At 59.8% G+C, this 20,227-nt stretch carries 19 protein-coding genes; 7 read left to right on the plus strand and 12 right to left on the minus strand.

Annotation, left to right across the window (positions count from 1 at the left end; all coding sequences use genetic code 11):
* Window positions 1-72 precede the first annotated feature (72 nt).
* The 3 genes from K1X12_RS13370 to K1X12_RS13380 all read left to right on the plus strand — a co-directional run bounded on the left by K1X12_RS13370 (window position 73) and on the right by K1X12_RS13380 (window position 2,905).
* Window positions 73-411 (plus strand): P-II family nitrogen regulator, encoded by a 339-nt coding sequence (locus K1X12_RS13370; protein WP_220988061.1) that lies wholly within the window; start codon window positions 73-75, stop codon window positions 409-411.
* Between the two features lie 79 nt (window positions 412-490).
* A complete protein-coding gene (glnA, locus tag K1X12_RS13375) occupies window positions 491-1,894 on the plus strand; it encodes a type I glutamate--ammonia ligase (protein ID WP_220988062.1) in 1,404 nt (467 codons plus the stop codon).
* Window positions 1,895-1,981: 87 nt separating this feature from the next.
* Window positions 1,982-2,905: a metallophosphoesterase gene (locus K1X12_RS13380; protein ID WP_220988063.1), complete on the plus strand. Its 924-nt coding sequence runs from the start codon at window positions 1,982-1,984 to the stop codon at window positions 2,903-2,905.
* Window positions 2,906-2,911: 6 nt separating this feature from the next.
* On the opposite strand, the gene K1X12_RS13385 is transcribed toward K1X12_RS13380, so the two are convergent.
* The 7 genes from K1X12_RS13385 to K1X12_RS13415 all read right to left on the minus strand — a co-directional run bounded on the left by K1X12_RS13385 (window position 2,912) and on the right by K1X12_RS13415 (window position 10,413).
* On the minus strand, window positions 2,912-3,961 hold the full coding sequence (locus K1X12_RS13385) for a hypothetical protein (protein WP_220988064.1): 1,050 nt from the start codon (window positions 3,959-3,961) through the stop codon (window positions 2,912-2,914).
* A 150-nt stretch (window positions 3,962-4,111) separates the two neighbouring features.
* Window positions 4,112-5,374, minus strand: a complete 1,263-nt coding sequence (gene clpX / locus K1X12_RS13390) for an ATP-dependent Clp protease ATP-binding subunit ClpX (protein WP_220988065.1) — start codon at window positions 5,372-5,374, stop codon at window positions 4,112-4,114.
* 126 nt (window positions 5,375-5,500) lie between these two features.
* On the minus strand, window positions 5,501-6,124 hold the full coding sequence (locus K1X12_RS13395; protein WP_220988066.1) for an ATP-dependent Clp protease proteolytic subunit: 624 nt from the start codon (window positions 6,122-6,124) through the stop codon (window positions 5,501-5,503).
* A 174-nt stretch (window positions 6,125-6,298) separates the two neighbouring features.
* A complete protein-coding gene (locus K1X12_RS13400; RefSeq protein ID WP_220988067.1) occupies window positions 6,299-6,688 on the minus strand; it encodes a DCC1-like thiol-disulfide oxidoreductase family protein in 390 nt (129 codons plus the stop codon).
* Window positions 6,678-8,315, minus strand: coding sequence for a hypothetical protein (locus tag K1X12_RS13405; RefSeq protein WP_220988068.1), 1,638 nt, complete (start codon window positions 8,313-8,315; stop codon window positions 6,678-6,680). The genes K1X12_RS13400 and K1X12_RS13405 overlap by 11 nt, the downstream gene beginning before the upstream one ends.
* 108 nt (window positions 8,316-8,423) lie before the next feature.
* The gene (locus tag K1X12_RS13410) at window positions 8,424-9,320 is read right to left on the minus strand and encodes an alpha/beta fold hydrolase (protein WP_220988069.1); all 897 of its coding nucleotides are present in this window, start codon (window positions 9,318-9,320) and stop codon (window positions 8,424-8,426) included.
* A gap of 10 nt (window positions 9,321-9,330) precedes the next feature.
* Window positions 9,331-10,413: an alpha/beta fold hydrolase gene (locus tag K1X12_RS13415; protein ID WP_369426126.1), complete on the minus strand. Its 1,083-nt coding sequence runs from the start codon at window positions 10,411-10,413 to the stop codon at window positions 9,331-9,333.
* A 209-nt stretch (window positions 10,414-10,622) separates the two neighbouring features.
* Between K1X12_RS13415 and K1X12_RS13420 the strand changes: the two genes are divergently transcribed.
* Both K1X12_RS13420 and rlmJ read left to right on the plus strand, forming a co-directional pair.
* Window positions 10,623-12,350 carry a M28 family metallopeptidase gene (locus K1X12_RS13420; RefSeq protein WP_220988070.1) on the plus strand — a complete coding sequence of 576 codons (1,728 nt, stop codon included), beginning with the start codon at window positions 10,623-10,625 and terminating at the stop codon, window positions 12,348-12,350.
* 51 nt (window positions 12,351-12,401) lie between these two features.
* Window positions 12,402-13,190, plus strand: coding sequence for a 23S rRNA (adenine(2030)-N(6))-methyltransferase RlmJ (gene rlmJ, locus K1X12_RS13425; RefSeq protein ID WP_220988071.1), 789 nt, complete (start codon window positions 12,402-12,404; stop codon window positions 13,188-13,190).
* 38 nt (window positions 13,191-13,228) lie between these two features.
* Here rlmJ and K1X12_RS13430 read toward each other — a convergent pair whose 3' ends face one another.
* From K1X12_RS13430 to K1X12_RS13445, 4 genes are all read right to left on the minus strand, one after another.
* A complete protein-coding gene (locus K1X12_RS13430) occupies window positions 13,229-14,191 on the minus strand; it encodes a glycosyltransferase family 2 protein (RefSeq protein ID WP_220988072.1) in 963 nt (320 codons plus the stop codon).
* Window positions 14,192-14,357: 166 nt separating this feature from the next.
* The gene (locus K1X12_RS13435) at window positions 14,358-15,506 is read right to left on the minus strand and encodes an acyl-CoA dehydrogenase family protein (protein WP_220988073.1); all 1,149 of its coding nucleotides are present in this window, start codon (window positions 15,504-15,506) and stop codon (window positions 14,358-14,360) included.
* Window positions 15,507-15,534: 28 nt separating this feature from the next.
* Window positions 15,535-16,728: an acyl-CoA dehydrogenase family protein gene (locus tag K1X12_RS13440; protein ID WP_220988074.1), complete on the minus strand. Its 1,194-nt coding sequence runs from the start codon at window positions 16,726-16,728 to the stop codon at window positions 15,535-15,537.
* Between the two features lie 122 nt (window positions 16,729-16,850).
* Window positions 16,851-17,852 carry a nicotinate-nucleotide--dimethylbenzimidazole phosphoribosyltransferase gene (locus tag K1X12_RS13445; protein ID WP_220988075.1) on the minus strand — a complete coding sequence of 334 codons (1,002 nt, stop codon included), beginning with the start codon at window positions 17,850-17,852 and terminating at the stop codon, window positions 16,851-16,853.
* Between the two features lie 139 nt (window positions 17,853-17,991).
* Between K1X12_RS13445 and K1X12_RS13450 the strand changes: the two genes are divergently transcribed.
* Both K1X12_RS13450 and K1X12_RS13455 read left to right on the plus strand, forming a co-directional pair.
* Window positions 17,992-18,189, plus strand: coding sequence for a DUF1289 domain-containing protein (locus tag K1X12_RS13450; protein ID WP_220988076.1), 198 nt, complete (start codon window positions 17,992-17,994; stop codon window positions 18,187-18,189).
* Between the two features lie 5 nt (window positions 18,190-18,194).
* A complete protein-coding gene (locus tag K1X12_RS13455) occupies window positions 18,195-18,740 on the plus strand; it encodes a retropepsin-like aspartic protease family protein (RefSeq protein WP_220988077.1) in 546 nt (181 codons plus the stop codon).
* On the opposite strand, the gene pyk is transcribed toward K1X12_RS13455, so the two are convergent.
* Window positions 18,727-20,151 (minus strand): pyruvate kinase, encoded by a 1,425-nt coding sequence (pyk, locus tag K1X12_RS13460; RefSeq protein WP_220988078.1) that lies wholly within the window; start codon window positions 20,149-20,151, stop codon window positions 18,727-18,729. The genes K1X12_RS13455 and pyk overlap by 14 nt on opposite strands.
* Window positions 20,152-20,227 lie beyond the last annotated feature (76 nt).

Consider the following 20,227-nt stretch of genomic DNA (forward strand, 5'->3'; position numbering starts at 1 on the left):
CTATCGCTTCAGGCGGGAACACCTCATACGCACGAATAGACATCAAACCCGGCGGCTGGGGAGAACCACGCAATGAAAAAAATCGAAGCGATCATCAAACCCTTCAAACTCGACGATGTGAAGGAAGCGCTGCAGGAGATCGGCCTGCAAGGCATGACCGTCATCGAAGCCAAAGGCTTCGGCCGCCAGCGCGGCCACACTGAACTCTACCGCGGCGCAGAATACGTCGTCGACTTCCTGCCCAAACTCAAAATCGAAGTTGTGCTGGCTGACAGCGCAGTCGAAGGTGCAGTCGAAGCGATCAAGAAAGCAGCGCACACCGACAAGATTGGCGATGGCAAGATTTTCGTCTCTGACGTGATCGATGCCGTTCGCATCCGCACAGGTGAGACGGGCGACTCGGCGCTCTGATCGATCCCTGCGGGACCAGCAAGCGACCGGCCCCGCAAAACACCCCGCACCGAAGAAAACCTCATAGAAGGCAAAAAAAATGGCAGATGATCTTCTCAAGCTTATGAAGGAACAGGACGTCCAGTATGTGGACCTGCGCTTCACCGACCCGCGCGGTAAGCTGCAACACGTGACCTTCCACAAGGACATGGTGGACCGCAGCTTCTTCGAAGATGGCCAGATGTTTGATGGCTCCTCGATCGCCGGCTGGAAAGCCATCAACGAGTCCGACATGCTCCTGATGCCGGATGCAACGGGTGCGTTTATCGACCCCTTCTTCCAGCAATCCACGCTCGTCGTTTTCTGCGATATTCTCGATCCGATCTCGGGCCAGGCTTACAATCGCGACCCGCGCTCGACCGCCAAGAAAGCTGAGGCCTACCTCGCCGCTTCCGGCGTGGGCGACACCGCCTTCTTTGGCCCGGAAGCAGAATTCTTCGTGTTCGACGATGTACGCTGGTCCACCGACCCGCACAACACGGGCTACGCCTTCGACTCGACCGAACTTCCGGCCAACACCGGCAAGATGTACCCGACCGGCAACATGGGCCACCGCCCTGGCCCGAAGGGTGGCTACTTCCCCGTTCCGCCGATCGACTCCGAGCAGGACATGCGCGGAGAAATGCTCTCCATCATGGGCGAAATCGGCCTTGAACCGGAAAAGCACCACCACGAGGTGGCGCCTGCCCAGCACGAGCTTGGCCTGAAATTCTCCACGATGACGGTCATGGCTGACCGCATGCAGCTCTACAAATACGTGATCCACCAGGTGGCCGCTTCCTACGGCAAGACGGCAACCTTCATGCCGAAGCCGATGTACAAGGACAACGGCTCGGGCATGCACGTTCACCAGTCGATCTGGAGAGATGGCAAGCCGCTGTTCGCTGGCGACAAGTATGCAGACCTCTCCGAGACCTGCCTCTACTACATCGGCGGCATCATCAAGCACGCCAAGGCCCTGAACGCGATCACCAACCCGTCGACCAACTCCTACAAGCGTCTGGTCCCGGGCTACGAAGCGCCTGTGATGCTGGCCTACTCGTCGCGCAACCGGTCTGCCTCGATCCGCATTCCGTTCGGCTCCAACCCGAAAGCCAAGCGTATCGAAACCCGCTTCCCGGACCCGATGGCGAACCCCTACCTCGCCTTCGCTGCCCTGCTGATGGCGGGCCTCGACGGCATCGAGAACAAGATCCACCCCGGCGACGCGATGGACAAGGACCTCTACGACCTGCCGCCGGCAGAAGCCAAGCAGATCCCGCAAGTTTGCGGCTCGCTGCGTGAAGCTCTCGGCGCGCTCGACGCGGACCGCGCCTTCCTCAAGAAAGGCGGCGTGTTCGACGACGATCAGATCGATGCCTACATCGAACTGAAGATGGAAGAGAACATGAAATACGAACTCCATCCGCACCCGGTCGAGTTCGACATGTACTACAAGAACTGATACGCGGGGTATCAGTTCTGGGGCAGAGGCCGGCATGTTCGCATGCCGGCCTTTTCTCTGCCTTAAAGCCATGCCACCGCTGAGTGCATGACACTTCTCAAGCTGACGCTCTATTATGGCGCCCACGCCTTCTGGCCATTTGCGCTTGCTTGTCTCTGGGTGGCGTTGCGCGGCCGCGGATGGCTGCGCTACGCGGCGATGGGCGCGCTGCTGCTCTCGCTACCGCTTGCCTGGGCACGCTTTGCCGAACCACGCCTGCTGACGGTGCACCGCGAAACGATCCTGCTGCCGGGAGCGAATTCATCCTCCCCTGCCATCCGCATTGCGCTCTTTGGCGACCCACACATTGGCATTTTCAAGAATGCGATGCCGATTGAGCGGATCGTGGCGCAGATCAATGCCGAAGGTGTTGATGCCGTGTTCCTGGCCGGAGACCTGACCTATCATCCGGAGCCGGAGGATATTCCCGAGGACTTCGCTGCGCTGGCAACACTCGATGCGCCGCTCTTCGCTGTGCTCGGCAATCATGATGTCGGCTTTCCCGGAGAAAACCTGACCGAGCCGCTGATGCGGATGTTCCAGGAAACCAGAGCGCGCGTGGCACACAACCGCGCCATCGACACAGAAATCGCGGGACACCGCATAATCGTTGCCGGGGCCTCAGACCTTTGGGAACGCCAGCAGGATTTCGGCTTCAGCGCCAGCCTGCCAGATGGCGTGCCTGTTCTGCTGCTGACACATAATCCGGATACGGCGCTGACTGTACCGGAAGACTTCCGCTATGACCTGATGCTGGCCGGACATACGCATGGCGGCCAGGTTCGCATTCCGGGGCTTTACCAAAAGGTGCTGCCGGTTACCGGACCGTTCGACAAGGAGCTGCACCGGTTTCAGTCCCCCAGCGGGGAGCGGCTGGTCTATGTGACAACGGGGACCGGCATGGTCGGCGTGCCGCTGCGCTTCCTGATGCCGCCGAGGATCGACGTCCTAACCGTGCACCTGCCTGAATAGTGCTGTCTAGAGATTTGCGCTGCCCTCAGCCGCGCCCGTATCCGGCGGCGGCATCGCCGACCGTCCCCGGGATTTCTCAGATTCCCTGTGCGCCGGATCCATGTAAGGAACAAGCGCGAAGGCTTTCTCCATGCTGCCAGATAAAGCATCCGGATCGATGTCCGGGCGCGTGGACTGATAGATCACCGACCCCATGGCGGAAACAAATCGCGCGCGCACTTCCTCTGTATCCTGATATTCTTTCAGGAGTTTCTTTTCACGCTCGCTGAAATACGGATTTCCCGCCATCTGCCGCTTGTAGGCAGCGATTTCGCGAACCGCCCGATCAGATTCAGTGCGCATCCCTTTGACGGATTCGACCAAAGCTGCTGTGGCTTGCCCGACTGCATCCCCCGGAGCTGACAGCCCCATGGTAAACTCCAACTGACGCACGCGAACGATTGATCGGAGCGATTCCTTGTCCGCCCGCAGCGCGTGAACCATGATGGGATGTCCACCCTCCACATGAGCCGCTTCGATTTCAACGACAAAATCATTGATCAGCGCGAGTTCATCCAAAAGCGCAACCACCGCAAGTAGCCCTTGATCGCGCGCAATGGCATCACCGCTCAACGATGCCTCAAAGTTTGAGATGATCGCATCGGACATGCCCCGAAGTTCACCGGCACGCATCTTGGGATCACCAACCTTGCCAATCAGCTCAGAGGCCAAACGATTGGTGGTAACTGGACGGTCTGGCAGCGCCTCAATCATCCAGACCGCGTTTTCATGGATCATCCCGAGGCGCGAGCGCGCCGTTTCAATCGCCGTGATTGCCTGACTTTGATAGCTTTCTTCGCTAGGAGCATCGCTGGTGAGAGCGATCGTCACATCAAAGATTGGCTCCAGCATCCCGACGAAATTCTGCATGGAAAGACCGGCCTGCGACAGCCAAAGGGATTCCGCCGAGTAACGCTCGATCGCCTGTGCCGACGTGACCTGGCTGGGCAATTGAGGCGCCCCGGCAAAAAGCACCACCGCGCCCATCGCAAAACGGCAAATGATCGACCTGACCAACACCTGAGCCCCCTCTAGCGCACCTTGGTCTATCATTCTGGCGGAGTTTACGCGTCAACCCAAGCGAAAACCCAAACCGGGAATGCGACAAAAGAAAACCCCGGCGCAGGGGCCGGGGGTTTCCTAACTAATCTCAAGGAAAACAGACGATCAGCCTGCTTCGGTCTGGTTCTTGGTAGCGTGGACGTAGAGCGGCTCGGCATTGCCTTCGACGACTTCGCCGTTGATGACCACTTCTTCCACGCCGCGCAGGTTGGGCAGCTCGAACATCGTGTCGAGCAGGATCGCTTCCATGATCGAACGCAGGCCGCGGGCACCGGTTTTCCGGACAATGGCCTTGCGGGCAACTGCCGTGAGCGCCTCGGGCGTGAAGGTGAGCTGGACGCTCTCCATGTCGAACAGCTTCTGGTACTGCTTGAGCAGGGCGTTTTTCGGCTGGGTGAGGATCTGGATGAGGGCTTTCTCGTCGAGATCTTCCAGCGTTGCCAGAACCGGCAGGCGGCCAATGAATTCCGGGATCAGACCGAACTTCTGAAGGTCTTCCGGCTCCACTTCGCGGAGCGTTGCGCCAACGCCGCGCTCTTCACCGCTCTTGATGGTGGCGCCGAAGCCGATCGAGGCATTCTCACCGCGCGCGGCGATGATCTTCTCGAGGCCGGCAAATGCGCCGCCGCAGATGAAGAGAATGTTGGTCGTGTCGACCTGAAGGAATTCCTGCTGCGGGTGCTTGCGGCCCCCTTGCGGCGGAACGGCAGCGACCGTGCCTTCCATGATCTTCAGAAGCGCCTGCTGGACGCCCTCGCCCGACACGTCGCGGGTGATGGACGGATTGTCCGACTTGCGGCTGATCTTGTCGATCTCGTCGATGTAGACGATGCCGCGCTGGGCGCGTTCAACGTTATAGTCGGCGGCCTGAAGCAGCTTCAGGACGATGTTCTCCACGTCCTCGCCGACATAGCCAGCTTCGGTGAGCGTGGTGGCGTCCGCCATCGTGAAGGGCACATCCAGGATACGCGCCAGCGTCTGCGCGAGCAGCGTCTTGCCGCAACCCGTGGGGCCAACGAGCAGGATGTTGGATTTCGACAGCTCAACCCCATCGGACTTGCCGGCATGGGAGAGGCGCTTGTAATGGTTGTGCACGGCGACGGAGAGAATGCGCTTCGCGTGGCGCTGGCCGATCACATAATCGTCCAGGACATCGCAAATCTCCTGAGGCGTCGGGACGCCGTCGCGGGACTTGATCGCGGAGGTTTTGTTTTCCTCGCGAATGATGTCCATGCAGAGTTCGACGCATTCGTCGCAGATGAACACTGTTGGGCCGGCAATGAGTTTCTTAACCTCATGCTGGCTCTTCCCGCAGAAGGAACAATACAGCGTGTTCTTCGAATCGCCGGAGCCGGTTTGCTTGGTCATGCGGTCCTCATTGCCGTACAAGGTTTAACATGGGCTTTAAGGCCCACCGGAGTACGGTTCCTTTTTAAACAATATAGTTGTTCGCCTGCCCTGCAAGGGCTGGGCCGCACCTTGAAAGAACGCGGATTATTTATCGTCTTCAGCGGTGCGGCGTTCATAGACCTTGTCGACGATCCCGAACTCCATGGCTTCTTCAGCCGTAAGGAAGGTGTCGCGATCGAGCGTTCTCTCGACTTTTTCGTAAGGTTGACCGGTATGCTTAACGTAGATGTTGTTCAGCCGGCGCTTGAGTTCGATGATTTCCTCGGCATGGCGCTCGATATCGGTCGCAACGCCGGAATAGCCACCCGAAGGCTGGTGGAGCATGACACGGGCGTTCGGAAGGGCGATACGCATCCCCTTCTCACCTGCCGCCAGAAGCAGCGACCCCATGGACGCTGCCTGCCCAATGCAGACCGTCGAGATCGGGCAGCGGACGTATTGCATGGTGTCGTAGATCGCCAGGCCGGAGGAGACGTATCCGCCGGGGCTGTTGATATACATGGCGATTTCGCGCTTCGGGTTCTCGGATTCGAGGAACAGGAGCTGCGAAGTGATCAGCGCCGCGACGCCATCATCGATACCGCCGGTGACGAAAATGATCCGTTCCTTGAGGAGACGGGAGAAGATGTCGAACGCGCGCTCACCGCGGCTCGTCTGCTCGACGACCATCGGGACAAGGTTGAGAGCGGTCTGATAAGATGTCGACATTTAAAATGGCCTTGTGGATCAGGGCTGAATCGCCACCTGCAGGATTGGCAGATGCCCTTATATTTGTCCATTCGCCGCCCACCGCAAGGCCGCGCCTGCTGTGGAATAGCCTGTAATTGCTAACGCAACTGCCTCGCGGCGAAACCACTTGCGTAACGGCAAGCCGCCGGCGCCCTATTCCGTCGCTGCAATCTTCCGCCGCCCCATAAGGCGCAGCGTGATGTTACGGCCCATGCGAAGCACTGGGTACAGCAAGCGAGACGCCGTGCGCGAGGCAAAAACACGGGCCATGATGGCGTTGAAAAAGCCGGCGCCCGTGCTCATCAGCGCGAGGCGGTGCATACATTCGGGGCCGGAATAGATCTCCCCGTGTATGATCAGCGCCATTTCCTGGTCGAAATCGATGCCCTGGGACACCGCATACAGGACTGCCGGATGATCCTCCCGCGCGCTGATGAGCTGTACCGGGCCCACAGCATCGCGCAGACGCAGCAGCTTCACATATTCGGAGCAAAACGGGCATTCGCCGTCATAAACGATGAAAGTTCCCTGATCAGCGAACATCGACGTACTCCGTATCCCGCGCCAGCACCCGCTTTTCGACGTGGCCCTTCACGAGCTTGTGGCAGCTGGATTCGATCACCTGCTGGTAGCCAACAACATCATGCAGAGAAAGCGCATTGAATTCAGGGTACAGGAACGGATTGCTCGGGTGGTGGTGCACATGAAAATAGTAGCTGCCTTTGCCGAATGCATCCTCACGGGCCAGCATTTTCTCATGGTGCGCCACGATGAACCGCCGCATGCGCTCCTGCCGCGCCAGGCGCGCCTCTTCGGTTTCCAACGGAAGCCGGTCAGTCAGCGATGATGGCGAGATGCAGCGCCCGTCTGCCTCATTGCGCTCCACGGAGTCTGAAGATGCGAGCATGGTGTGATCATACTGCCCTTCCACTGCCTGGGAACCGAAGTAAGCGTGGGACATCGAATAGGAGTGGCTGTTGAAGAAGGCCGAGGGAACCTTCACGGCGCGACCATCTTCCGTGACGGCCTCGAAATAGACCTGCCGGGCATCGGCGACATCGAACCAGGCCAGGAATGCAGCTTCATTGAGATGCAGCGCCGGCGCCCCAAGGAAGATGGTTGCGACACAGGCAAGCTTGGTGCGCCAACTGAGCCCCTCCTTTGAAGTCCGCGCAGCCCACCAGACGGTGATGTTGTTCCAAACCCAGGGCCAGAAAAACAGGCCGCCAAGCACGTAGATACCAATGTGCAGCAGCTCGTACATGACCGAAGCGACCTTCAGCCAGCTGACGCGGAAGACGCAAACGATTGCAAACAGCTGTGCGACCACGATCACCAGGTTCATCGGCACATGGACAAAGCGGAAGACCTGATAGGCGAGCTCCGTGAGCCACGGGATGTGCCCGATCGGCAGGATACCGCTTTCGATCGTATAAGGGATCTGATTGTAGGTTTGGTTCTCGAATATCCAGTACCATGGCGTCGGACCAGCAACGACCTTTGCAAAACCGGACCAGAAATAGTTCGCAAGGTGAAGACCGAAAACAACGCCAACAATCTCGTTCTGGCGATCCGTATGCCCAAGCCAGGGATGGATACGAGGGCCAACCGTGACGGCCATCAATCCGAACACACCCAGGTAAAGCGCCATATCCAGCATGTAGCGGATGTCCAGGAACGACATTTCCAGGCCGGAAATCTGCGTCACCAGCATTCGCGTCGAGATCAGGTATATTGCCGTCGGCACGATGAACGATGGGCGGAACCAGGCGACCAAGGAGAGGGCAAGGGCCAAGAAATAGGCCGTGTTCACGTAGGCAACTTCGCGGGCAGCATTCTCAACTTGCGCCAAAGTGTAGTCAGGACGTTCCACGATGAGCAGGACCGTCAATCCGACAGCCGAAGCGCGCAGGCATGCCGCCATAATGGCCGTCAGACTTGAATACCGTGTTCGCACAAGCGCCAACGCAAACACGATGGCGGCCGCCAAAGGCATATACAGCCGCCAATTGCCCGGAACCCAGTTAGGGTAGAACTTGGGTAGCACATTGTGAAAAAGCGCCAGAATCAACAGTGTGCCGGCGACAAAACCGAGCGATGCGCCTGCCGGTTTCCAGTTAATCTGCCGTTGCAGCAGATCATCCGCATTAATGTTGTCCCAAACTGACACGCCACGGCACCTTGAAAGGCAAATTCGCCTTGGAGGTTCGCAAATTACATGCCTTGTCAGGCGAATAATGCTGAAGGGCTCACCCGACAGACTAACTCGAGAATAGGCTCAACCAAATGGCCAAGGACCAAGACCGCTTGGCAAACTGGCGGCCGGCGCATCCATGAATGCCGAATAGTCCGCCACCACCCGGTCTCGCTGATTGTCGCTCAGAAGCACATGATAGCCCTGCGGATAGTAAACCGTGCGAACATGGGCGGGAAATTGTTTCAATGTTCGACGCGGGCCGGCCGGTGGCACGACCCTGTCATGGGCGCCATAGGCCGCGAGGACTGCCACGGTGGGCGGCAAGCGCCCAACCACACTGTGGGCGTTCTCCATTAGCGAGATAGCGCCATGGAGCTGATCAATGCGATTGGTGCGGGAGTGCAGCGGGTCGGCGTCCTGTAGCGCAAGGAAGGCGCCGTTGTCCGAGAGCTTTGGCTTCAGGAATGCGGGCGGACTGACTTTCAGGCCCGGCCCAAGCGCCATCATCAGCTTCAAAGCACCGCCATATGCCGGATTGAGCGCGCCCCAACCTACCAGCCCCGGACCGGAGAGGATCAACCTGTCTGCCGCCGGTGGCCGATCCGACGCAAAGGCAGTGATCGCAACGGCCGCCCCCATGGAAATAGCAACGACACTGACGACCGCCTCAGGATGCCGGTCGCGCGCAAGGCCAACGGCGGTACGCAGGTCTTCGCGCATCAACTCTTCGCCGGCCCAATGCCCGCGATTTACAGATCGCCCGAAACCGCGCTGGTCATAGGCGTAAACCACCCTGCCCTGCGCAGCCCATTCGGGCGCGGCCAGACGGAACTCGCCGGCGTAGTTATTCATGCCGTGGATACCCACGATGACCTGCCGAAGTGGTTCGACGCCTTCGTTCTTCCAGACCGTAAGCCCGAGCCGCGCCCCGTCATGGGCGATCATTGCATTCTCGGCGTCGAGAAAGGCTGGTGTCATCTGGCGCAGCCTAGCAGGATGTATAGCCTACCGTTTCAGCCGCCGCCCATTGCAGGCACCCTCTCTCGAAGGGCCAGGATGCTTCACCACTGGGCAATGCGGCATCGGGGTCCTTCATAAAGGCCAGATAGTCGGCATGAACCTTCTCTGCCTGCAGGTCGCGCAGCAACATGTGGTACCCGTTGGGATAATATACGGTGCGCACAAAGACCGGCAGGATCTTCGCAGCGCGACGCACCCCATTCTCAGGGATCACGATGTCTTTGGCGCCATAGGCAATCAGTGTCGGGACATTTGGCTTCAGGTAAGCGGCGGCCGTATTGGCATGCTCCATCAGCGTTACAAGGCCGTAGACCTGATCGATCCGGGTCTTGTAGGTCATATGAGGGTCAGACCAGGTGCGTCGGAGCATCGCGTTGTTGTCTGACGGCTCGATCTTGATCAGGCCTGCGGGCGGAACGACGAGCCAGTCTGGGTTTGCATGCGCAGTCGTCCACAAGCTAACGCGGTAAAGCGGATTGATCGCCCCCCATCCGCGGAGACCTGGCCCGGAAACGATCAACCGGTCGGCCTTGGGGGGATTGTCAGATCCGAAGGCCGTGAGCGCGACTGAGCCACCCATTGAAACACCAACAACAGTAATGATCGCGCTGGGGTGACGCGCGCGCGCAACATCGACTGCCGTGCGCAGATCTCTGCGCATCAGCTCTTCTTCCGGCCAGATGCCCTTGTTCGGGGAGCGCCCGAAGCCGCGCTGGTCGTAAGCGTAGGTCGTCACGCCATGCTTCGCCCAGTAGGGCGCGGCCATATGGAATGTTGCGGCATAGTCGTTCATGCCGTGCACGCCGATGACGACGTATTCGGGATCGTCTGTTCCCTCGGCAGGCCAGACCGTAAGACCCAGTCGCATCCCGTCTTGAGTGATGAACTGGTTTCTTTCAGGAATGAAGGCCGGACTGACTGGCGCGGATGGGCTGAGCGCGCCCTGGGTTACCGGCGTTGCACAGGCCGCCACAGCCACAGACAGCGCCGCCATCACGAGCGTCATAAGCTTCACAAAGGCACCCCTGAACAGGTTCAACGGGAACTGCACGGCCACGGTCTCCAATCCTGATCACATACCCACCGCAACCTATTCGTTCCGGATGAACGGCGGCTGAGCTGATCCGTTCCATAGTGCCTATGTGGATTTCGCACTGCAACAGGCCGGCGGCAGCAACTGGCCCACCCCACTTGCTTGCCCCGGTGGCTGCAGCGTGCGAGACCGGATCATCCAAGAATCCAGACGGGGATACCGTTCACATGAAATTGAGACATCTCAGCTTTTCGGCAGCTGCGCTCGCACTGGCTGCCTGCGCCCCGGAAACTCCGGCCGTAGCGCCCGAAGCGCCTGCAAACCCGGCAGCCGACCTGCTCTACCCGCTGCCAGAAGGCACGGTTCCGGAAATCACCACCGCAGACATCGCCGCGCGCGTCCAAGCCCTGGCCGACGACGTGTTCGAAGGCCGCGGCCCTGGCACCTCGACGGGAGAAGCTGCCGCCGACTGGATTGCGGCGGAACTTGCCCGGATCGGCCTTGAGCCAGCGGGCGACAACGGCACCTGGTTCCAGGATGTGAAGATGGTGAACCAGACCGTCGATCCCGCCACATCCAGCCTTGTGTTGACCTGGCCCGACCAGGAGGAACTTTCGCTCGGCCTGAAAACGCAGGCCGTGATCTGGACCAAGCATCAGGACACTGACCACATCTCCTTCGACCCGACCGATGTCGTGTTTGTCGGCTATGGCGCAGTCGCCCCGGAATATGGCTGGAACGACTATGACAATCAGGATTACGCCGGCAAAACCGTGCTGATCCTCGTCAACGATCCCGGCTTCGCCACCGGCGATGCAAATCTCTTCAACGGCAAGTCCATGACCTATTATGGCCGCTGGACCTACAAGTTTGAAGAAGCGGCCCGCCAGGGCGCAACAGCTGCCATCGTGATCCACGAAACTGAGCCAGCCGCCTATGGCTGGGACGTTGTTGCCAACTCCTGGAGCGGCGCACAATCTGACCTCGTACGCCCCAATGGCGGCGCCGACCGCGCAATGCTCGAAGGCTGGGTGCAGCGCGATGTGGCGCAGGAAATGTTCGCCAAAGCCGGCCTCGACTTTGAAGCAATGAAGGAAGCGGCAAAAACGCCGGGCTTCAAACCGGTGACGCTCGAGGGCGTCAAGGCGCGCGGCGAGATCCATCAGACCATCGACAACCTCACCAGCCGCAATGTGCTCGGAAAGCTGCCCGGCACGAAAACACCTGACGAATACGTTCTGTTCACGGCGCACTGGGATCACCTTGGCATGAAGAAAGGCGCCCCCGGCGAAGACTTCTATGAAGACCAGATCTATAACGGCGCGGTCGACAACGCGACCGGTACGGCTGGCATCATTGAGATCGCCGAAGCGCTGAAAGCCCAACCGCTGGATCGCTCTGCGCTCTTTGCATTTGTCACGCTGGAAGAATCCGGCCTGCTCGGCTCAGAATTCTTCGCCAACAATCCGGTTGTTCCGCTCAATAAAGTTGTCGCCGGCATCAACATTGATGGCGCCCTGCCCATGGGCCGCACCAAGGACATGACGATTGTCGGCTTTGGCGCATCGGACCTAGAGGATATCCTTAAAGATGTTCTGGCTGCCAAAGATCGCGTGATCACTCCGGACGCCAAACCGGAAGCTGGCTTCTTCTACCGCTCCGACCACGTCTCTCTTGCCAAGAAAGGCGTGCCGATGCTCTACGCAGGCGAAGGCGAAGACAAGCTTGAAGGCGGCATCGCGGCGGGCAAGGCTGCCAACGCAGCCTACACCGCTGAGCGTTACCATAAGCCAATGGATGAATACTCCGAGAACTGGGACCTCACCGGCTATCAGGAAGACCTCCAGGCGCTGACCGAAGTTGGACTGCGTATCCTCAACTCCGACACCTGGCCGACCTGGTATCCGGGCAACGAGTTTGAGGCGACGCGCAAGGCAAGTCTCGCTGGCGAATAAGCCAGCAAGTCTGCTCGCAACAGAACCAAATTAAAGAAAGACTGAGACCGCATGCTTTCCTATCAGCACGGATACCACGCGGGGAACCGCGCCGATGTGCTCAAGCATGCGGTTCTCGACACGCTGCTCAGGGCCGCCGCGCGCGGCCCTCGGCCTATCTTCTATGCCGAGACACATTCCGGACGCGGACGATATGACCTGACTGGCGCGCAGGCACGCAAGCGGGGCGAGTCCGACAATGGCGCGCTTGCCTTCATGGATGGCAAAGCCCCCAAACCACTCGCCGACTGGGTGGATTTAATTCGCGCGCGAGGCCCGAAGGATTATCCGGGCTCACCGGCTGTGGCGCAGACACTGCTGCCCAAGTCTGCCCGTATGGTCTTGTTCGAACTCCATCCCCAGGAAAACGCTGCACTGAACGAAGCGATGAAGGGGGATGATCGCATTCGCATACAGAAGGCGGACGGATATTCCGGCGCGCTGAAACTGGCGCCGCGTGCGGGCGAGCAGATGGTTGTTCTTGTGGACCCGAGCTATGAAACCCACCGCGACATTGAAGCCCTGGCCCTATGGACGCCCAAGGCACTCAAGCGCTGGCCGAAGGCAATGCTGATCCTGTGGATGCCCCTGTTCCGGGATGGCCGAGAGGCCGAATTCGGCGAATACCTTTCGACACTGGGCGACGCGCTTATTGTCGGTGCGCGCTGGCCAGTGGCGACAGGAACGGAAAGCTCAATTGAAGGCTCTGCAATGGTTGCGTTTGGCGCACCGCCGGAGACCTATGAAAAATGCGAGGCCATCGCCTCCAGCCTCGAACACTACTGGAAGCAAAACCCTTAGCCGATAGGGTTCATTGCTCAGACCACGGAACTGAAGGATCAGGCGCCAGTCTGTTTGCGTCCGTATTCCTCATAGCTCTTGCCAAGCGCGAATGAGATCATGCCCAGGCCTCGGCTGGCTGTATAGGCCCGCGAGAGAATGGCGCGGCGATGCATTCCGAGCGTCAGGAATGTTGCGCCGCCAGCAAGAATACCGCCCGCGAGCAAGCGGATGGCCCCATGAACTCCGCCACGCAGGCGCGCTGCAGCAGGCTTCATATTGCGCCCCGCGATCAGGGCATCCGTAAGGCCGGTCCTGTACCAGCGGCGCATGAGCCACTTTTCAGTCGCGCGGTCCGCGGGAATGTGTTCGTAGACTTGGGCGTCCTTCGCCTGCACAAGGCGGTATCCCCGGTCGAGCAGTTGCGTGAAGAACAGCGTATCTTCCGCGCCGGTGAGAGACATCTTGGGATCGAACCCCATCCCTTCTTTCCGGACGACGCTCATGTCGATCAGACAGTTGCAGGTGGCACCCGGCTTTTCCTGATCCGTGTCTTCAGTGATCGGCGTTCCGTGAACGGCCCATTCCTTAAGCCAAGCGGGCGCTTTTTCAGGATAAACCGGCTGGACCGGCCCGAACACGCCGGCGGCGCCCGTTTCCCTGAAACGTTTCACCAGAGCCGCGAGCCAGTCCTTGCGCGCAAATTCATCGTCATCGATGAAGACCAGCACGTCTGCTGCTTCGGCAAGGCGCAGCGCACGGTTGCGCACATGCGTCACGCCGGGAGCGTCTTCCAACTCATAAGCCAGCGGCGCAGCAAATACCCGCTGCCATTTCTCCACAACGGGGCGGGCGCCGCCTTCGCGGTCATTGTCGATGACGACGAAGGAAACATTCGCTTCAAGCGGCATGTCCAGTTCGGAAAGGCTACGCAAAAGCCCGTCCAGCATGTCGTTTCGCTTATAGGTCGGGGCGGCGACGAGAACCTGCAGCACGTGCGGCGTTCCTCCGGAGAATGTCACGTCCGTTGTCCTTCAAGATGCGATGACACGGCAGAATACCCCTGGAATTGTGCTGACCGGTTAATACGTGGCGATATGCTGCAAGTTCCGGGCCGCCCCCCGCAGAATGCGAAACGGGGCGGCCCATTCCTGGACCGCCCCGCTCCGTTAACCGTTAAAAGCGCGATTACTCGGCGGCGACAGCAACGTCTGCTGCCGACAGGTCGGTGTAGCGCTTCAGGTGGTGATCAACATTGCCCAGCTCGGAATCGATCATGGTCAGGCGCTTGAAGTAGTGACCGATAGCAAGCTCATCGGTCATGCCCATGCCGCCATGGATCTGGATCGCCTGCTGGCCAACGAAGCGGCCAGCCTGACCGATGCGAACCTTGGCAGCCGAGGCGGCTTTCTTGCGGGCCACTTCATCTTCGTCGAGCTTCAGGGTCGCCATGTAGGTCATGGACACCGACTGCTCGGCCTCGATGAACATGTCGGCCATGCGGTGCTGGAGCACCTGGAACTTGCCGATCGGCGTGCCGAACTGCTTGCGGGTCTTGGCGTAGTCGACCGTCTGCGCGTTGGCGACTTTCATGGCGCCGCAGGCTTCGGCGCAAAGCGCCGCGATTGCTTCATCGGTCACCTGCTCGACCAGGCCAAGGCTGTCTTCACCGATCACGGCGTCGGCGCCAACGGTGACGTTTTCGAAGTAAACTTCGGACGCACGGCGGCCATCAACCGTCGGGTAATCGCGCGTGGTGACGCCTTTGGCATCCTTCGGCACGATGAACACGCCCACGCCTTTGGCGTCGCGCTGCGCGCCGCCGGTGCGGGCCGTGACGATGAGATGGCTCGCCCACGGCGCGCCAACAACAACAGCCTTGTGGCCGTTGATCACATAGTCGGAGCCGCTTTTCTTGGCGGTGGTCGACAGGTCGGCCAGGTTATAGCGGCCTTTAGGCTCGGCATAAGCGAATGCGAAGACGCGCTCACCGGACACCAGAGCAGCCAGATGATCTTCTTTCTGAGCGGTCGTGCCGCGTTTCAGGAAGCCGCCGGCGAGAACGACAGTTTGCAGGAACGGCTCGACCACGAGGCCTTTGCCGAACTCTTCCATGACAACCATGGCGTCGATCGGACCGCCGCCAAGGCCACCATCTTCTTCAGAAAACGGCGCAGCGAGAAGGCCAAGCTCGGCGAACTGAGCCCACATTTCCGGACGCCAGCCATCCTTCGACGCAACAACCTTGCGGCGGGTGTCGAAATCATACTGTTCACGGATCAGCCTTGCGAGGCTGTCCCGGATCATCGTCTGCTCTTCGGTGAAATTGAAATCCATGGATTGATCTCCTCCCTGCCCCGGTGCCTTAGAGGCCGAGGATCATTTTGCTGATGATGTTGCGCTGAATTTCGTTCGATCCGCCGTAGATCGAGGTCTTGCGCATGTTGAAGTAGCTGTCGGCCGCGAAGTTCGAATACTCCGGCCCCACACCGATTTCGTTCGAACCGGATTGATCCATGCCGCGAGCATAAGGCGCGCCGTAATTGCCAACGGCTTCCAGGGTCAACTCCGTCAAGCGCTGCTGGATTTCAGTCCCCTTGATCTTGAGGATCGAGCTTTCCGGGCCGGGGCCATGGCCCGCTGCTTCGGAAGCGAGCGTGCGCAGTTCAGTGAATTCCAGCGCGGTCAGGTCGATTTCGAGCTGGCTGATCTTGCGGGCAAAATCGGTCGTGCTGATGAGCGGCGTGCCATCCAGCGTTTCTTGCGATGCGATGGAACGCAGGCGCTCGATGCCGCGCTTGGAGCGGGCAACGCCGGCGATGCCGGAACGTTCGTGCGCCAGCAGGAACTTCGCGTAGGTCCAGCCCTTGTTCTCTTCGCCGACGAGGTTTTCGACCGGCACGCGAACATCCGTGAGCCAGGTTTCGTTGACCTCGTGCGTGCCGTCGATCAGCTTGATCGGACGCACTTCGATGCCCGGCGTTTTCATGTCGACGAGGATGAAGGAGATGCCTTCCTGCTGCTTGGCCGACGGATCGGTGCGGCAGAGGAAGAAGCCCCAGTCCGCATGCTGAGCAAGCGTCGTCCAGGTCTTTTGGCCGTTGAGCACGTAGTAGTCGCCATCGCGCACAGCGGTCGTTTTGAGGCTGGCAAGGTCAGAACCGGCGCCCGGCTCGGAATAGCCCTGGCACCACCACACATCACCGGAGAGGATGCCCGGCAGATGGCGCGCCTTCTGTTCTTCGTTGCCGAAGGTGTAGATAACCGGCGCGACCATCGAGATACCGAACGGAAGCGGCATCAGCGCATCAACGCGAGCATTCTCTTCCGACCAGATATAGCGCTGGGTGGAGGTCCAGCCCGTGCCACCGTATTTCTTCGGCCAAGCAGGCGCAGACCAGCCCTTCTTGCCGAGGATCTTGTGCCAGGCGAGGAATTGCTCGCGCGTCAGGTCTTCCCGATTGCCGAGCCCGACGAGCTCTCTGGGATAGTTTTGTTCAATGAAAGTCCGCACTTCTTCGCGGAAGGCGATCTCTTCGGGTGAAAACTCGAGGTTCATGGACGTTCGCTCCTGGATCTGCCTGTTTAGTCCCGGCACTTCATTTCTGTATGTCAGCCATTCCTATTCGCTGACAAGGTGACGCGCACGTAAACGTAAAGAATGCCGCACGTTTCCCTACGTCACCCTTCCGCTGGCTTGGCGATAAACGGGGCACAGGCTGTTTTAAGAATGCCGACGGCTGTTGCCGAGCCAAGGCCGCTACCAGTCTGGAACTCAAGCTGCACAAGAGGCTTGAGGCCCATACGCTCAAGAGCAGCCTCGTGGGCCGGCCGTTGGGTAATGTGAGAGGCAAGGCAATGGCTGACGGCATTGGGGGAAACTGCGTGCACGACGCCCGCCGCAATCGTCGTGGCGAAGCCATCAAGAAGCACCGGAATGCCCTGGTGTCGGGCCGCGATAATCGCACCGACGCAAGCTGCGATTTCGCGTCCGCCGAGACAGCGAAGCGCTTCGAGTGGATCGGACATATGCCCCCGATGCACCTTCAATGCCGTGCTAACGAGTTCCACTCGTTTCCGAGAAAGGTTCAGTGGGGTCTGCGCGCTGGGGCGTACCCAATATTCCGGCGAGCCGCCATAAAGCGCGCAAGCGACAGCCGCTGCGACCGTGCCCACGCCGGCGCCAGAAACAGCAAGAGCCAGCAGGTCCGGGTTGTCTTCAACTGCCTCAAAGCCGAAAGCGATGGTGGCGGCGCATTCGCGCTCGGTCATTGCGGCGGTCTGCGCGATGCTCGGCGTCGGCTTGTCGAGCGCCAGTTCGAAGACGCGGACGTTTGCGCCCACCTGCGCCGCAATCGCGGAAAGCGGCGCCTTGCCCGCCTTCAACGCGTCGATGTGGGCGCGCGTATCTTCGTTGGAAGAAAGCGAAACGCCCGCCTCGACAAGCCCATGAGAGCCCGCAAAGATCGCCAAGGTCGGCTTCTCGATGCGCGGCGGAAACCGCCTCTGCCAGGTTGCCAGCCACTCGGCGGCTTCGCCCAGACGACCGAAATCGCCCTCCCGGCCCATGCCGAGGAGCGCCTCGTGAACCTTGCGACCACACTCTGGGTCCTTGTCGACCGGCTTCATTATAAGGTCGCGGACATCGTCCAGAGGGGACTTGTTCCGGGTCGGTTCGCTCAAGGTGATGTTCTCCTGTTACCGGATGACCCGGCAATTTTAATCCTGTGGGGCTACCTACAGCACTTCTGGCAAGGATTTATTTCATCCTCGCCTGTAGAACTTGCACTGCAGCCCGGCGTCAGTATGGGTTACTGGTATAATGATACAGAGTGAGCCAATAAAGAGCCCGTGCATCAAGGTGTGCGCTGTAGACGGCCAGACGGGATTCTGTCTCGGCTGCGGTCGGACTTTACAAGAAATTGGCACCTGGACGCGACTCGGCTCTGATGGCCGCGATGCGGTGATGGTACTTTTGCCTGAGCGGATCGAACGGCTCAAAGCGCTGGGGAAAAGGTAACCGGTATGGGTGCAGGCAGGATTTTGTCGGTAATTGCCGTCGCGGTTCTGATCGCGATGGTTATCGGCCTTTATCTGGCGCCGAAACTTCGGGAAGCCGAATATCAGGCGGCTGTGGAACGGCAACGTTCTGCTCAGACTTTGGTCGCTTCAGCGGCATCTGATTCGACGTCGACCATCCATACACGCGCCGCCTTCATCGAGCGCGAAGCCGACGGTCATTACTGGACTCGCGCAGATGTTCAGGGAACCGAGGTCAAATTTATGGTGGATACCGGCGCCAGCATTGTCGCCCTGACCTATCGCGATGCCCAAAGACTAGGCCTCGCCCCCGAAACGCTTACATATGATTCGGAGATACGAACTGCGGGCGGCGTCACATATGGTGCCTCTATCATGCTCGACAGCATCCGCATCGGTCGCGTGGAAGTTGAAGGCGTCAGCGCCGTCATCCTCCGCGAAGAACTTGAGCAATCCTTGCTAGGAATGACATTCCTCAGTGAGCTGAACTCCTACGAGTTCCGTAAAGGGCAGCTGATTATACGCCAGTGATCGGCTTTCCATCGAGACCTCGGCCAACACCCACTTCCCAAGCAAAGCGTTGATCGTCGCCCGCCCACCGGGCATAGGCCACCCGCCCCTCCAGCCCCGCAGCTTTCATAAGATCGCGGTACCAGTTCTCTGCGCCGGCATTCAGCTTCTGCGGATGGACGCCCCAGAGCAAGCATGCCTGACGCAAGCGTTGGTCTTCAAGCGATCCATAAAGAATCGGCGCCGCGCCGCGGACCCGCGCGAACCGCGCAAGTCTCTCGAACGCCCCAGTGCGCAACGCCAGGGCCACAGCGCCTTCCGCCTCCGCCATTGCAAGCGATGTCTGCGCGACAACATCGACTGCCGAAGCAGGCTGCGTGTCACCACAAAACTCCATCAGCGAACGGCGATAGTCTTCAGCACCTTCGGTCGCGCGAATGATGCGGGACATGATCGCAACCGCCGTCGCCGGATGGCGACCGACAGCGGTTTCAGCCGACAGCATAACGGCATCAGCGCCCTGATATATCGCTGTAGCAACGTCCGATGCTTCGGCCCGAGTTGGTGCAGAATTCTCGATCATGGACTCCAGCATCTGGGTCGCCACAATTACCGGCCTGCCCAGCGCCCGCGCGCAGCGCACGATCCGCCGCTGAATGACGGGAACGTCTTCGGGCGCAAATTCCACCCCCAGATCGCCCCGCGCCACCATCACGGCGTCTGCCGCCTCAACGATGGCTTCGAGGTTGGTTATTGCTGCGGGCTTTTCGAGTTTCGCAACCAGCGGCGCGCGGCCCCCGATGATCCGCTTGACCTCTTCAATATCTTCAACCGTCTGGACGAAAGAGAGCGCGACGATATCCACGCCGATTTCCAGCGCGAACAGAAGGTCGGCCCTATCCTTTTCCGTCAGTGCGCGAACCGGAAGCGCCTTGCCGCGAACGGTAAAGCCCTTCTTGTCTCCGAGCTTGCCCGGCACTTCAGAGCGAACGATTGGTTCTGCGCCGCCCTTCACCACCGTGAAGATCAGCTTTCCATCATCCGCAAGGATGGTGTCGCCCTCTTCCAGGATTGCGACGATCTCTGCGTGCGGCACAGCGATCGACTCTTCATCGGGCGCAACTTCCCCCACAACGATCCGGTAATCCTTCCGAAAGCCCAGACGCATTGCGCCGCCTTCAAACTTTCCGACCCGCACCTTCGGCCCCTGAAGGTCCGCGAGCGTCGCCAACGGCCAGCCAACGGCCGCCTCGGCCGCGCGAACGGCATTGAGCGCTTCCTGGTGCGCCGCATGTTCGCCATGGCTGAAGTTCAGACGGAATACATCAACGCCAGCCTCGGCCAGCGCGCGCACTTCCCTAGGCGAACGGCTTCCCGGCCCCAAGGTGGCAACAATCTTGGCGTTCTCGCCGCGAAGACGGGCTTTCTGCATCTGGTCCTCCTTAGGTGACACGGCTGTCACCCCCCGACTTTACAGCGACTCGGGGGCGGGCCGCCATCACGCTTTC

Source organism: Hyphomonas sediminis (assembly GCF_019679475.1).
GTDB classification, from domain to species: Bacteria; Pseudomonadota; Alphaproteobacteria; order Caulobacterales; family Hyphomonadaceae; genus Hyphomonas; species Hyphomonas sediminis.